The organism is Kribbella sp. NPDC048915, assembly GCF_040649595.1.
In the GTDB taxonomy this organism is placed as follows: Bacteria; Actinomycetota; Actinomycetes; order Propionibacteriales; family Kribbellaceae; genus Kribbella.
Genome location: NZ_JBEZFT010000130.1, coordinates 1 through 13,616, shown reverse-complemented (window position 1 = coordinate 13,616; position 13,616 = coordinate 1). Strand labels below are relative to the sequence as shown.

Annotated in this window: 13 protein-coding genes; 2 read left to right on the top strand and 11 right to left on the bottom strand. The window is 68.6% G+C overall.

Going from position 1 to position 13,616, the window contains the following annotated elements:
- Positions 1-246 precede the first annotated feature (246 nt).
- From AB0B82_RS34565 to AB0B82_RS34525, 9 genes are all read right to left on the bottom strand, one after another.
- Positions 247-1,434, bottom strand: a complete 1,188-nt coding sequence (locus AB0B82_RS34565) for an ROK family transcriptional regulator (RefSeq protein ID WP_360178544.1) — start codon at positions 1,432-1,434, stop codon at positions 247-249.
- Between the two features lie 62 nt (positions 1,435-1,496).
- Complete coding sequence (locus AB0B82_RS34560) at positions 1,497-2,462, bottom strand: DUF2891 family protein (protein ID WP_360178541.1); 966 nt, start codon at positions 2,460-2,462, stop codon at positions 1,497-1,499.
- Between the two features lie 22 nt (positions 2,463-2,484).
- Positions 2,485-3,456 (bottom strand): DUF979 domain-containing protein, encoded by a 972-nt coding sequence (locus AB0B82_RS34555; protein WP_360178539.1) that lies wholly within the window; start codon positions 3,454-3,456, stop codon positions 2,485-2,487.
- Positions 3,453-4,154, bottom strand: a complete 702-nt coding sequence (locus AB0B82_RS34550; RefSeq protein ID WP_360178536.1) for a DUF969 domain-containing protein — start codon at positions 4,152-4,154, stop codon at positions 3,453-3,455. Before AB0B82_RS34550 ends, AB0B82_RS34555 begins: the two co-directional genes overlap by 4 nt.
- A gap of 176 nt (positions 4,155-4,330) precedes the next feature.
- The gene (locus AB0B82_RS34545; protein WP_360178533.1) at positions 4,331-5,008 is read right to left on the bottom strand and encodes a uracil-DNA glycosylase; all 678 of its coding nucleotides are present in this window, start codon (positions 5,006-5,008) and stop codon (positions 4,331-4,333) included.
- A gap of 149 nt (positions 5,009-5,157) precedes the next feature.
- Entirely contained in the window at positions 5,158-5,715 is a 558-nt protein-coding gene (locus AB0B82_RS34540; protein WP_360178530.1) for a DUF1990 domain-containing protein, read from the bottom strand.
- A complete protein-coding gene (locus AB0B82_RS34535; protein WP_360178527.1) occupies positions 5,715-6,491 on the bottom strand; it encodes a YndJ family protein in 777 nt (258 codons plus the stop codon). Before AB0B82_RS34535 ends, AB0B82_RS34540 begins: the two co-directional genes overlap by 1 nt.
- The gene (locus AB0B82_RS34530; protein ID WP_360178524.1) at positions 6,488-7,504 is read right to left on the bottom strand and encodes an LCP family protein; all 1,017 of its coding nucleotides are present in this window, start codon (positions 7,502-7,504) and stop codon (positions 6,488-6,490) included. The genes AB0B82_RS34535 and AB0B82_RS34530 overlap by 4 nt, the downstream gene beginning before the upstream one ends.
- A 53-nt stretch (positions 7,505-7,557) precedes the next feature.
- Positions 7,558-8,355 (bottom strand): AraC family transcriptional regulator, encoded by a 798-nt coding sequence (locus AB0B82_RS34525; protein ID WP_360178521.1) that lies wholly within the window; start codon positions 8,353-8,355, stop codon positions 7,558-7,560.
- A 65-nt stretch (positions 8,356-8,420) separates the two neighbouring features.
- On the opposite strand from AB0B82_RS34525, the gene AB0B82_RS34520 reads away from it, so the two are divergent.
- Positions 8,421-9,248 (top strand): phytanoyl-CoA dioxygenase family protein, encoded by an 828-nt coding sequence (locus AB0B82_RS34520; RefSeq protein ID WP_360178518.1) that lies wholly within the window; start codon positions 8,421-8,423, stop codon positions 9,246-9,248.
- 49 nt (positions 9,249-9,297) lie between these two features.
- On the opposite strand, the gene AB0B82_RS34515 is transcribed toward AB0B82_RS34520, so the two are convergent.
- Together AB0B82_RS34515 and AB0B82_RS34510 are read right to left on the bottom strand one after the other, a co-directional pair.
- Complete coding sequence (locus AB0B82_RS34515) at positions 9,298-10,326, bottom strand: superoxide dismutase (protein ID WP_360178515.1); 1,029 nt, start codon at positions 10,324-10,326, stop codon at positions 9,298-9,300.
- A 56-nt stretch (positions 10,327-10,382) separates the two neighbouring features.
- Positions 10,383-11,318, bottom strand: coding sequence for a superoxide dismutase (locus tag AB0B82_RS34510; RefSeq protein WP_360178512.1), 936 nt, complete (start codon positions 11,316-11,318; stop codon positions 10,383-10,385).
- Positions 11,319-11,447: 129 nt separating this feature from the next.
- Here AB0B82_RS34510 and AB0B82_RS34505 point away from each other — a divergent pair, with 129 nt between their 5' ends.
- Positions 11,448-13,391 carry a M13-type metalloendopeptidase gene (locus tag AB0B82_RS34505; RefSeq protein WP_360178509.1) on the top strand — a complete coding sequence of 648 codons (1,944 nt, stop codon included), beginning with the start codon at positions 11,448-11,450 and terminating at the stop codon, positions 13,389-13,391.
- Positions 13,392-13,616: the final 225 nt, after the last annotated feature.

Sequence of the window (13,616 nt, the reverse complement as noted above, 5' to 3'; positions counted from 1 at the left end):
GTAGGAGTTACGCCGGCGAGATGGGTCCAGGGTGAGGGGTGAGGGGTGAGGGGTGAGGTGTGAGGGGTGAGGGGTGAGGGGTGAGGGGTGAGGGGTGAGGGGCGATCGGGGACCCGCGGCCGGGGCGGCGGGCGAGGGTGGCCTACTTAGGGGATGCGAGACCACCCGGCGAAATTTGCATTGGTCCAATGAAACACGGCTGCAACATCCAGCGGTTTGAAGCGCTTAAGTCACGGATTGAAGCGCTTAAGTGACGGCAGGCCCAGCAGTGTCGAAGACCTCGTCGCGGGTCGTGAGGAGGGCGGATTGAAGCGCTCCAACGAGCACTGGATCGTCGGAGATCGCGGTGCGCAGCAGCCTCGGACGCGGGACGGCGAGATCCGCCAACTCGTCCCGGATCAGGTCCCGCAACCGCTCCGCACCCGCGGTGATCACCCCACCGGCCAGCACGATCAGCTCCGGGTCGACCACGGCCACCGTCGCGGCCAGGCCGACGGCCAGCCGGTGCGCGAACTCCGCGAGTACGGCGTCCCCGGCGCCCGGGGTCTGCGCGGCGAGAGCAACCGCAGCTTCGGCCGTCCGTGCCTTCACGCCGTGCGACCGGGCCAGCTCCAGTACGGCGCGTCCGCCCGCGAGCTCCTGGAAACCACCGGCGTTGCTCCGGCTGACGTTGCGGACCAGTGGCGTACCCGGGAGTGGCAGGAACGCGACCTCCCCGGCGCCGCCAGTGGCGCCGCGGTGAAGTCGGCCGTTGATGACGATTGCGGCGCCGATGCCTTCCGCGCCCCACAGCAGCACGAAGTTGTCGTACTCCTGCGCATGGCCGAGTTGCTGTTCGGCGATCGCGGCGAGGTTGACGTCGTTCTCGACCTCCAGCGGTACGGCTATCGCCGCGGCCAGCTCGTCCAGGAGATGCGGGGAGTGCCAGCCCGGCAGATGCGTCGCGTACCGCAGCCGCCCGGTGGTCGGATCGAACCCACCCGGAGTGCCGATCGACACCCGGTGCAGATGCGCACGCTCCAGCCCGGCGTCCGCAGCGGCACCCTCGATCGCCCGTACGACACGGTCGACCACACCCTTGGCGCTACGGCCCGGCGTGGCCAGTTCGTACCGGCCGACGACCTTGCCGGTCAGGTCGGCGACGGCTGCGCGGATCCGGTCCGGCGTGACGTCGAGCCCGGCGACGTGGGCGATCTCGCCGTTGATCTCGTACAGCTGTGCGTTCGGCCCCGGCCGACCCGCCGTCGTACCGCTGCGGCGGACCAGCCCGGCAGCTTCGAGCCGGGCGAGCAGTTGCGAGGCGGTCGGCTTGGACAGGCCGGTGAGGTGGCCGAGCGTGGTGCGGGACAGCGGGCCCTGGCTGAGCAGCAGTTCCAGGGCGGCGCGGTCGTTCATGGCGCGCAGCAGACGTGGCGTACCGGGTGTCGTGGCCATGGGCTAACCCTGCCGCCCATCGGCCGCCACTGGTACTCGGCGCGCTCAGCGCGCCGCTACGGCTACGCCTGGTCGGCGAGTAATGCGAACGACACCAGCCAGTGCGTCGACATGAAGTCGCCGTCGGTCACAGTCGGCAGCACAGCCTCGACCTGCCGGTTCGCACCGGCCCGGAGGACGTCAGCTACCTCAGGCAGAGCAGGTGCGATCGTCCGCAGCTGCCATGCGCGAGACAGCGCCAGCCCCGACAGGTGCGCCAACTGCCCGTCACCCGAGTCGTCTGTCGCCGGCACCTCGAGGAGATGCCCGTGGGCGGTAGTACCCAGTCCGGGCAGGAAGGCCGACAGCCAGCTCGCGAACTCGCCGTCCGGAAGCACCCGGCGCATCAGCTCTGCCTCGGACAGCGCCGGCGAGAGGAAGTCCATACCGGACGGCTCGAAGCGTGTGTCGTACGCCGTGTCCGCGCCGAACCACTCCAGCGCGCGCACCCGGATCGCCTCGACCACGTCGGCGCGCCCGAGTCCGCCGTACGCCTCATGCAGCAGTGCGAGCGCGAACGCCGAGTTGAGATGTACGCCGTGCCGCACCGGGTACACCTGCTTCGGCAACCACGCCAGCACGAGCTCCGCTATGACGTCGCCGAGCGGGGCAGTCGCCGCGCCCCACTGCGTCGTACGGGTGGCAGCGGCGAGCATCGCGGCCCAGGCCCATCCGTACGGGCGTTCGTACGACGGGCGCTCGCGCAGGTAGGCAACCTCGGTGCCGATGGCGTCCGAGGTCAGACGCCCGTCCAGAACCTGCGTCGGGCGAGAGCCCACCTCGTCCGGTGCCAGCGACAGCAACCGGACGAGGGACCACTGCATGTGGGCGCTGGAGTGCCAGTCGTACGAGCCGTGGAACGCGGGGTGGAGGCGGTCCGGCGTCACGTCGACGTCGTCCGGGCCGTGTGACGCGTGGGCCGTGCCGTACGGGTACGGCGTCTCGAGCACCTCGCAGGCAATGTTCGCCCATTCGGCGGCGTACTTCATGGGACTCCTTCTGAGCAGCGAATCAGAACGCGAAGACGTACATGATGAGGATGTTGCAGGCCAGCAGCGGAACCGCCGTGGGGATCTGGGCCTTGATCGGCCCGTACTGATCCTTCATCTCGAGCAACGCCGCGGGTACCAGGTTGAAGTTGGCCGCCATCGGCGTGCACAGCGTGCCGCAGAAGCCAGCCAGCATGCCCACCGCGAACACCACTGCCGGCGTGCCGTCGAACTGCTGCACCAGCAGCGGCCAACCGACCGCAGCCGTCATCACCGGGAACGCGGCGAACGCGTTGCCCATGATGATCGTGAAGACCGCCATACCGATGCAGTACAAGGCGACCGCGGCGATCAGTGAGCCCTTCGGGACCAGGTGGTCGGTGACTCGCCCGACCGCCTTGCCGACACCGGAGGCGTTGAACAGCAGACCCAGGGTGGCCAGCATCTGCGGCAGAATCGCCGCCCATCCGATGTGCTCGAGCAAGCGCCGGCCCTCGTGCAGCGGTACGCCGGGGCTCATCGGACGCAGCAGCACCATGCCGACGACCAGCGCGAGCATCGACGCGACACCGAGGCCGATGATCGTCGCGGATCCGGTCTCGAGCAGCGGCTTGCCGTCGCCGAGCTTCACCTTCGCCAGCCACGCGCCGAAGAGCGCCGCGACCACCGGGATCACCAGCGCGGGTAGGAACAGCTTGTTGCCGAACCGGTCGGCGAACCGCGCACGCTCCTCGGGCGCCGTGGTCCGCTCGGCGCCCTTGCCCGGGAAGCCGGCCCCGGCCAGGACGGCCAGGCCGATCACCGCGATCCCGAGCAGCCAGGCCGGTGCCTGCTTGTCCACCACGAAGGTGCCGTAGCCGAAGGACAGACCCAGGATGCCCCAGAACGCCCCGCTGCCGAGCCGCTTGGGGTTGCTGCGGTCGTTCAGCACCTGCAGCGCGATCAGCACGAAGAAGATCCCGCACAACCAGTAGAACCACTCGACCTTGATCATCGGGCGGCCGCCTCGTCCGCCGCCTTGATCTCGGCCGCCAGTTTGTCCAGTTGACGGTCGAGGAGCAGGAGTCGGGCGCCGTGGATGAGCAACGCGCAGATGCCGGTCGGGATCGCCCAGAGCGCGATGTCGATCGCCTCCAGGTGCAGGCCGTACGTCGCGTCGACGAAGCCGGTGATCAGCAGGATCGAGCCGATCGCGACGAAGATGTCCTCGCCGAAGAACAGCCCGACGGTGTCGGAGCTGGCCGCGAAGCCTTTGATCTTCTCCTGCATCTTCTCCGGGAGCTTGCCGTAGCGGCGCTCGGCGGCGCCCGCGGCCATCGGATGGATGAGCGGCCGGACCGCTTGCGCGGGACCCCCGATGCTGGTCAGGCCGAGCGCCGCGGTGCCCTGCCGGATCAGCAGGTAGATGGCCAGCAGCCGGCCGGTGGTGACGACCTTGAGCTTGCCGATCAGCTTGCGGGCCTGGTGCTGGAGGCCGTAGCGCTCGATCAGGCCGATGACGGGCAGCGTGACGATGAAGACGGTGACGGACCGGCTGCCGGCGAATCCGTCGCCGAACGCGTTCAGGATCGCGAGCGGGGACAGGCCGCCGATCAGGCCGGCGACGATTCCGGCCGCGGTGACGACCAGCATCGAGTTGATGCGGAGGGCGAACCCGACGACCACCACCGCGATGGCGAGCAGAACCCACATGGTTCCTCCCGGGGACGGAACGGTGTAGCTGGGGGGATGTTCCGCTCACCATAGGAGATTGTTGAACGATCCTGCAATGGATCATTCGAACAAATCTTTCGGCACAGCAGAACGCGCCGTAACCCAGTGGGCTCCGGCGCGTCTCGTCGTACGGCGGTGTGAGAGGGGTAAATGGGCTAGGGAAGGCGCCAGTCGACCGGCTCGGCGCCCTGCTCGGCCAGCATCGCGTTGACGCGGCTGAAGGGCCGCGAGCCGAAGAAGCCGCGGTCCGCGGACATCGGGCTCGGGTGCGCGCTCTCGACGTACGGCGTGCTGCCCAGCATCGGCTTGAGGGTCTGAGCGTCGCGTCCCCACAGGATCGCGACCAGGGGGCCGCCGCGGGCGACCAGCGCGTGGATGGCCTGCTCGGTGACGCTCTCCCAGCCCTTGCCGCGGTGTGCGCCGGACTTGCCGGGCTGCACGGTCAGCACCCTGTTCAGCATCAGCACGCCTTGGTCCGCCCAGGGCGTCAGATCGCCGTTGGAGGGCGCCGGTACCCCGACGTCCGCCATCAGTTCGCGGTAGATGTTGGCCAGGCTGCGCGGGACCGGCCGGACGTCCGGGGCCACCGAGAAGCTCAGGCCGACCGGGTGTCCGGGGGTCGGGTACGGGTCCTGGCCGACGATCAGGACCTTCACCTGCGCGAGCGGGCGGTGGAACGCCCGCAGCACGTTCTCCCCGGCCGGCAGGTACCCACGCCCGGCTGCGATCTCCGCGCGCAGGAACTCACCCATTCGCGCCACCGTGTCCTCGACCGGAGACAACGCCTCCGCCCAGTCCGGCGCGACCAGATCCGACAACGTCTTGGGACTCACCCGCCACAGTCTCGCAGTACGCCGGTGCGCTGTGTACTCCGGGTTGTCAGCCGCTGACGCGTGTCGCCGCGCGCGAACTGGCCGGACACGGTAGAAAGGTCGCGGCCCCGCAAGGTATGAGCTTGCGGGGCCTGTGCGTGTCCAGGTGGTTACAGGTCGCCGGCGAGGCGGCGGAGTGCGGCGGCGTAGCGCTTGGCGGCGTAGTACTGCGCTTTGCGGGTGACTGGACCGGCCAGACGGGTGTACCAGGTGGCAGCACGGCTGTAGGCGCGGATGGTGAGGTGTACGCCGTCAGAGTCGCGGGTGACCAGGAAGAACTCCTCACCGGCCTCGGGGTGTCCCTCCAGCGTGCCGTAGGCGAAGCCCTGGCAGTCCGGCTCGTCGACGACGCGGACGACCCGGCAGGGGACCGGTAGGCCCAGCTGGGTGCGGGTCCGTAGTGCCGGGACGACCATGCCGGCGCCGAGACGTCCGAGCGTATTGGTGCCTACCTGCGGCGGTGTGTCGGTCGCTGTGATCGGGATGCCGGCTGTGCGGTGCATGCGCCACGTCAGCAGTGCGTCGGCAGCGCGCCGGAACACTTCGTCCCCGTCACCGAGTCGTTCGCGGTACTCGAGCCGGTGCAGGCCCTCGGGCGCCTCGTCGTACTGCGTCGAGCCCACCTCGTCGTACGTCAGCTGCCGTTGCGCCAGCTCCTCCAGCCTCATCAGACTCCTTCCCGTCGCATCGCGAGTACGCCACACAGGGCAAACCCCACCGCGTTCGCCACGCCGTGCGTGGCAACCATCCACTCCAGTGAGAGGTACGGCGTGTCCACTACATGACCCAGTGCCCAGCTGACGGCGAGCAGCATCGTCAGCACGAGCACTGCGCCGGACACTGTGAGCAGAATCGCTGTCGTGCGGTCAGTGCGCCGTGAGCGCTGCCCCAGCTTCCAGCCGACCAGCCACATACCTGTGGTCAGTACGACGGCGCCTGCCAGCTCTACCGGGTCACCGAGGAAGAACCCGGCCAGGACGATCCCCGTACCGAGTGGAACACTGACAGCTGCCAGACCGTCTGCTGCGAGGTACGCCATCAGTGCGGCGGCGAAGCCCGCGAAATGGAAGTGCGCGACCGTCAAGGACAGGACGGTCAGGTTGAAGCCGAACAGCTCGTACGACGACCGCTCGGCGACCAGTGCGAGCGCAGCGATCGCCGGTGTGGCCAGTGCGGTGTAGAGCGCCACTACCCGCGGATCGACCGCCCTGTGTTGCAGGAAGTGCCGTAGAGCCAGTCCGATGAGCACGAGTGTGCCGACGAGGTACACCGACGCCAAGGCGATCGACAGCGGACCACGCGGCAACCACAGCGCCGCTACGCCGGGCAGAGCGAACGCGAACCACCAGCTAGTACTGGTGGTTCGCGTCGGGAGCAGCGTGAGTCCGAGGGGTACGACGATGAGTATCCCCAGACTCACCACCGCGTGGACGAGGTGGATCAACTGCTCTTCAGGCCGCTCGTCTTGTCTTCCTTGATCGCGTTGAACAGCGCGGTCGCCTGCTTGGTGTCCCACTTCACCGCGACGCCGCGGCCGCAGCAGAGGTGGTAGTTGTCGTCACTGGTCGGGACGCTCAGCGCGATGCCGCCGCTGCCCGAGATCGCCTTCATGCCGCGGGCGAACCGGACGAAGTCGAGCAGGCTCATGTCCTTGTCCACGGTCAGCGCGTCGACGCCCTTGGTCGCGACGTTGAAGTACCGCACCGGGTTCAGGAACGTCGACGGCGAGGCGGCCTTCTTCGCGACCGCGCCGACCATTTGCCGCTGCCGCTCGGTCCGGCCGAAGTCGTTCTTCCCGTCGGCCTTGCGGGACCGCACGTAGCCGAGCGCGTTGACGCCGTCCAGTTTCTGGCACCCGGCCGGCAAGTTGATGTGCGCATCCTTGTCGTTCATTGCCTTGGGCAAGCACATCGTGACGCCGCCGACGCTGTCGATGACCGAGGCGAAACCGCCGAACCCGACCTCGACGTAGTGGTCGATGCGCAGGCCGGTGGCGTTCTCGATGGTCTGGATCAGCAGCGCCGGGCCCTTTTTGAAGGCAGCGTTGATCTTCTGCCGGCCGTTGGTGCCGGGGATGTTGACGGCGCTGTCGCGTGGGATGCTGATCAGCACGGTCGGCCCGGACTCCGGGACGTGCATCAGCATGATCGAGTCGGTCCGCGCCGGTCCGGCGTTGCCGCCGGTGTGCAGCCGCGCCCGCTCGGCCCGGCTGAGGTCCTCGCGAGCGTCCGATCCGACCATCAGGTACGTCGTCCCGGGCGTCTCGGCCGGCCGCTCGCCGGTCGGCATCGCCTCGATCTTGTCGATCCGGCCCCATGCGTACAGCGGGACCGCGATCAGCATGAGGACGAACAGCAGGACGATCAGTCCGACGGTCCGGAGGAACCAGTTGCGGCGCTTCTTCGGGCGCCGCGCCGGGTTCGCGTATCGCGGGTCGATGGGCTGCGTTTCACTCATGCCTCGACCGTATCGGGGTCGGGGCCCGAACCACGTCAACCCCCTGAACGGTTTTACACGTCGGAAAGTCGGTCACGCCTCCTCCGAAGGGAGGAAATCGGCCCGGAAAGCGAACCGAACCGCCGGAACGCGACCGGCGACATCCCCGCTCTGGCAGTGAAGAGGCGGCTGAAGTACGCCGGATCGTCGTAGCCGACGCGGCGCGCGACCGCGGCCACCGACAGGTCCTCCTCGGCGAGCAGAACCTTTGCAGAGCTCAGGCGGGTGTTCAGAACGAGCTCCTGGGGCGTTGACCCTGTTGCGCGACGCACTGCGGCGCGTAGGTCGCTCACGGTCAGTCCCAGCTGAGTGGCGTAGTCCTGAATGCTCATCGGGGTACATGCGAGTGCTGCGAGTCGCTGGACCAGGCTGTCCTCGTGCTGCGGCGCGGCGAGTGCGATGACGTCGTACAGCGCTGCAGTGAGCTGTACGACGTCCCGCTCGGTGCTGACGCGCAGCAGCCGGGTGAAAGCGCGCTCGACCGGCCGCGCGTCGGCGTACTGGCGGACTGGTCGACTGGGGTCGAGGTGGCCGAGTGTGGCGAGCGCCTCGGTCGCTGGGCCACCGAACAGGGTCCACACCTGCTGCCAGCGGGTGCTGGGGCGGTAGCCGTGCAGTAGGCCTGGGAAGAGCGTCAAGAGCGCTGGCGCGCGTACCTCGTACAGCTGGCGCTCGGCGCCGTGCAGCAGGTGTCCCTCGCCTTCGCGGAGCCAGACGAAGGCGTAGCAGCCGAGTGCGCGTTCCGGTGCTGGACCGGGGCCGTGTGTCTGGATACCTACGCCGAGGCAGAAGAGTCCAAGCTGGCGCTCCACAGTGCCCGGTGTCAGGTAAGTTGACCAGTTCTGCACAGGTACAAGAGTCCAAGAAGCTGATGTGGGTGTCCATTCCGCTGGTCGCTCCGGGCCGGTGGAATGGACGGGTGCTGACGTCCAACGGATACGTGCTCGACGAGCGGCGGACCGGCGAACTGGTCGCGGTCCCCGCTGCGGAGCGCGCTGATCGCAGGGTGCTTCGTGAGCGGTTGCAGCGGGACGGGTACCTGTTCCTGACCGGCCTGCTCGATCCGGCTGTGGTGTGGTCGTTTCGGGAGTACTACTTCGGGTTGACGGGTGCTGCCGTGGACAGGGCGTCGTACCGGAGTGTTCTGTTCGAGCAGATCGTGCCGGGGCCGGAGTACGCGGCGTTCTGCGCGCAGCCGGCCTTGAAGGGCTGGTTTGCGTGGTTCCTGGGCGGAGAGCCGTTTCTGCACCGGCGGAAGATCATCCGCCAGACGGCGCCGGCGGAGAACGGCATCGGTACGGCGACACAGGCGCACTACGACCTGGTGTACCTGCGGGGAGGCAGTGACCAGGTGCTGTCCGCGTGGATCCCGCTGGGCGACTGCCCGGTCAGTCGCGGTGGTCTGACCTATCTGGAGGGCAGCCACCACCGGGTGCTCGAGGAAGAAGCAGCGGGGCGACTCAAGCGCCCAGCTGCGTCCATCACTGCGGACCTGCCTGCGCTGGCGGAGCAGTACGACGCCAACTGGCTGGTCACGGACTACGCGGCGGGCGACGTCGTCGTACACACCGCCCACACCGTCCACGCCGCCCTCGACAACGTGTCCACCGAGCTGCGGCTCTCCACCGACATCCGGTACCAGCGTGCCGACGACGCCGTCGACGCGCGCTGGCAGAACCACTGGCACGACCAGGACGGGCTGTAACTGTGCGGAGGCCGCCGTCGGAGGCGGTGGCCTCCGCACCGGCAGTACGTCAGCGGCGGACTGCTGTTGCCCAGTAGGGCGTCGTGGGTGTCGGAGTGGTGGTGAAGCGGGCGTTCGGCAGGTACAGGCGGTTGCCGAACGCTGCCGCCGTTGTCGGTACGTCGAAGCTCTTGTCGGTGATGGTCCGGACCTGCCGGCCGACCGTCCCGGCGCGGTTGAGCTTCAGGACTGCGACCCGGTTGAGCAGGTTCTGCACGACGTACAGCGTTCGGCCCTGCAGCAGCAGACCGTCGCCGTTCGTCATCAGCGTGCCGCCCAGGTTGACCCGCTTAGTGAAGCCGGTCCGCGGATCGACGCGGAACAGGAACCCGGTCGACGACTGCACGATGAGCAGCGCGCGGCCGTCCGGCGTCAGTGAGATGCCGTTGCCGTTGAATCCCGTCGGGTCGTGCACGTAGGCGCCTTTCAGCGGGATCGTCCGGACCTTGTTCAGCAGTTGGCCGTGCCGACCGATCGGCACCTGGTAGACGACCGGGCGGCTCGAGTCGGTGAACCACGCGCTGTTCCTGCTCAGCACGACGTCGTTGACGAACGTCGGCGTCGACTTCGTCAGCGGGTAGCTCTTCAAGATCTTGCCGGAGCGGATGTCGACGACACGCGCGGTGCCATTCGGTCCACCCGCGACCCACAGCCGGCCGCGGTGATCGGCCTTCAGCCCGACCGACGGCGTACCGGGTCCTTGGCTGATGATCTTGCCGCGCCCGTTCCGCAGCGTCGCGGCGTAGATGTCCCCGTCGACGAGCGATCCGAAGTACGCCGTCGCGCCGCGGATCGCGATGCCCTCGGGCTGGAAGCCGTTCGGCAACTTGATCCGGGTCGGGAACGCCTTGGACTGCTTCGCCGAGGCCGGCCCGAAGCGGATCCTGTCGCACTCACCGTCGTCGACCGAGTGCTTGACGACAGTGGGCGCCTGGGTCGGTGCCTGCGTCGGCGCGGCGGCCGACGCGGCCGAGGTCGTCACGAGGCCCAGCACCAGCGCAGGAAGTCCGATGAAGGCCGAGACCGTACGGATGTTCATGATGATCACTCCCCCTTGGCCTCACCGTAGGACGACCGGCTCCGGCCGGGAACAGTTCAGCGCTCGACAGCGGTCACCCAGTACTCAGTGGTCGGGGTCGGTGACGTGCTGAAGCGGGCATTCGGCAGGTAGAGCCGGTTGCCGAATGCCGCCGCGGTGGTCGGGATGTCGAAGTCCGGGCTGGTGAGTTCGTCGACCAGGACGCCCTTCGTGCCGGGGTGGTTCAGCTCGAGGACGGCGACCTTGTTCAGGCGGTTCTGGACGACGTACAGCGTGCGGCCGAGCAGCAACAGACCGTCGCCGTTCGTCATCAGCGCGTCGCCGAGGTCGATCCGCCGCGCAACCCCGCTGCGCGGGTCGACCCGGAGCAGGAACCCGGTCGACGACTGCACGATGATCAGCGCCTTGCCGTCCGGCGTCCGCTCGATGCCGTTGGCGTTGTTGCCCTCCAGGTGCTCGTACTCCCCGGACAGCGGGATCGTCGTGACCTTGCCGTCGGTGAGCTTGTAGAAGACAGGCTGCCGCGAGTCGGTGAAGTACGCCGCCTTGCCGGCCAGGATGACGTCGTTGACGAACGTCGGCGTCGCAGTGGTGAACGTGTAGCTCGCCAGCGCCGCGCCGGTGCGGGTGTCGATCAACCGGCCGTTCCCACCGGCCGCGCCGGCGACGAACAGGCGGCCGAACGGGTCGACCTTCATCCCGAGCGAGCCGGTGCCCGGGCCTTGGCTGATGATTCGGCCCTGACCGGTGCGCAGGTCGGCCGCGTAGATGTCGCCGTCGGCGCGCGAACCGAAGTACGCCCGGCCGCGGGCGATCGCGATGCCTTCGGGCTGGAAGCCGTCCGGCAGTTCGAACCTGGCGGGGAAGCGCGGGCCGGCGGTGGCGGTCGATGCGGCCGCGGTAGCTGCGGTGGCGGTCGATGCGGTCGCGGCACCCAGCAGTACGGCGGGCACGCCGGCGAGCGCGGTCCGACGGCGGACGAGGTGTGACATTGGCGGGTCCTCCTGATCCGTGGTCCTTACCTCTCAGAACGTGACGGTCCTGTGGATAGTTCAAACCGGCGACGACCCGAACCGGGTATGTTCGCTGGCAGCAACTCAGACTTGGGACAAGGGGTCAGGATGACAGCAGGAATCGACGATTCGGCGACGGTTCGCCCACAGGACGATCTGTACCGATTCGTGAACGGGACGTGGCTCGCGGAGCACGAGATTCCCGCCGACAAGGCGATCTACGGCGCGTTCCACGCACTCTGGGACACCGCCGAGCAAGACGTGCGCGCGATCGTCGAGAAGACCGTCGCGGCCGGCCATCCGGAAGGCAGCGAGCCGCGGAAGATCGCCGACCTCTACACCAGCTTCATGGACACCGAGACGATCGAGCGCCGCGGCGCCGAGCCGATCGCGGAGCAGCTCGGCCTGGTCGCGGGCGTGACCGACGTCGCGGGCCTGGTGTCCGTTCTCGGGAAGCTTGAGCTGCAGGGCGTGCCGGGGGTCTTTCACTACTGGATCGACGCCGACGCGAAGAAGTCCGACGAGTACATCGTGCACCTCACCCAGGGCGGCCTGAGCTTGCCCGACGAGTCGTACTACCGCGAGGACAACTTCGCCGAGGTGCGGTCCGCGTTCGTCACCCACGTGGCGACGATGCTGGAGCTCGCCGGGCTGTCCGACGCGACCGGCGCCGCCGCTCGGATCATGGAGCTCGAGACCCGCCTGGCCGGCTCGCACTGGGACCGGGTGAAGGACCGCGACGTCCAGCTGACCTACAACAAGCTCGACCGGGCCGGCCTCGAGGAGCTGATGCCGGGCTTCGACTGGTCGGCGTGGCTGGCCGGCGCCGGTGTGCCGGAGAGCGCGTTCGCGCAGGTCGTCGTCCGCGAGCCCGACTACCTGACCGCGGCCGCGGTTGCCCTGCAGGAGGTCGACCTCGACCTGTGGAAGGAGTGGCTGGGCTGGCGCATCGTGCACAACGCCGCGCCGCTGCTGAGCCAGGCCTTCGTCGACGAGAACTTCGCCTTCTACGGCAAAACCCTGACCGGCGCGCCGGAGCTGCGCGAGCGGTGGAAGCGCGCGGTCGGCGCCGTCGAGTCGGCGCTCGGTGAGGCGCTCGGCAAGCTGTACGTCGAGGAGCACTTCCCGCCGGACGCCAAGGCCCGGATGACCGACCTCGTGCAGAACCTGGTCGCCGCCTACCGGCAGCGGATCGAGGCGCTGGACTGGATGGGTCCGGAGACCAAGCAGCGCGCGCTCGAGAAGCTCGGCACCTTCGTGCCGAAGATCGGGTATCCCGACGAGTGGAAGGACTACTCCGCGCTCGAGATCGACCCGACCGACCTGTTCGGCAACGTCCGCCGCTCGGTCGCGGTGGAAACCGCCCGTGACCTGGCCAAGCTGGGCAAGCCGGTGAACCGGGCGGAGTGGCACATGACGCCCCAGACGGTGAACGCGTACTACAACCCGCGGATGAACGAGATCGTCTTCCCGGCCGGCATCCTGCAACCGCCGTTCTTCGACCTCACCGCCGACGACGCCACCAACTACGGCGCGATCGGCGCGGTGATCGGACACGAGATCGGCCACGGCTTCGACGACCAGGGTTCGCGGTACGACGGCGCCGGAAACCTCAACGACTGGTGGACCGACGAGGACCGCGCCGCCTTCGAGCAGCGCACCGACAAACTCGTCGCGCAGTACGACGCCCTCGAGCCCGCCGAAACCCCCGGCCAGAAGGTGAACGGCAAACTCACCCTCGGCGAGAACATCGGCGACCTCGGCGGACTGTCGATCGCGTACGTCGCCTACCAGCTGTCGCTGAAGGGCACCGAAACCGACCAAGAACTCCAAGCCGGCGCCGAACGCTTCTTCGCCGCCTGGGCCCATGCCTGGGCCACCAAGACCCGCCCCGAAGAAGCCGCCCGCCGCCTCGCGATCGACCCCCACTCGCCGCCCGAGTTCCGCTGCAACGCAGTCGTGAAGAACATCGACGCCTTCCACGACACGTTCAAAACAACAGACTCCGACGCCATGTGGCTACCCCCGGAGTCCCGAGTCCGCATCTGGTAACCCCACCCAAGCCATGACGAGATCTTGCCCGCGATCGCGAGCGAGATCTGCTGCCCCAGGAGGTCCCGGTCTCCCCGGGACCTCTTGCCGTTTCTCCCGCCCACTCACCAATCCCCTCGCCCGCTCCCAGCCCGTTTCCCTTGCCCGCCCCGCCCCGCCCCGCCCCGCCCCGCCCCGCCCCGCCCCGCCCCGCCCCGCCTCGCTTTGCCCGCCTCGTCTCGCCTC

What these genes read in the sequence shown, in the direction of transcription:
- AB0B82_RS34565 (WP_360178544.1), bottom strand. Translation starts at nt 1,434, where the DNA reads ATGGCCACGACACCCGGTACGCCACGTCTGCTGCGCGCCATGAACGAC.
- AB0B82_RS34560 (WP_360178541.1), bottom strand. Translation starts at nt 2,462, where the DNA reads ATGAAGTACGCCGCCGAATGGGCGAACATTGCCTGCGAGGTGCTCGAG.
- AB0B82_RS34555 (WP_360178539.1), bottom strand. Translation starts at nt 3,456, where the DNA reads ATGATCAAGGTCGAGTGGTTCTACTGGTTGTGCGGGATCTTCTTCGTG.
- AB0B82_RS34550 (WP_360178536.1), bottom strand. Translation starts at nt 4,154, where the DNA reads ATGTGGGTTCTGCTCGCCATCGCGGTGGTGGTCGTCGGGTTCGCCCTC.
- AB0B82_RS34540 (WP_360178530.1), bottom strand. Translation starts at nt 5,715, where the DNA reads ATGAGGCTGGAGGAGCTGGCGCAACGGCAGCTGACGTACGACGAGGTG.
- AB0B82_RS34530 (WP_360178524.1), bottom strand. Translation starts at nt 7,504, where the DNA reads ATGAGTGAAACGCAGCCCATCGACCCGCGATACGCGAACCCGGCGCGG.
- AB0B82_RS34515 (WP_360178515.1), bottom strand. Translation starts at nt 10,326, where the DNA reads ATGAACATCCGTACGGTCTCGGCCTTCATCGGACTTCCTGCGCTGGTG.
- AB0B82_RS34510 (WP_360178512.1), bottom strand. Translation starts at nt 11,318, where the DNA reads ATGTCACACCTCGTCCGCCGTCGGACCGCGCTCGCCGGCGTGCCCGCC.
- AB0B82_RS34505 (WP_360178509.1), top strand. Translation starts at nt 11,448, where the DNA reads ATGACAGCAGGAATCGACGATTCGGCGACGGTTCGCCCACAGGACGAT.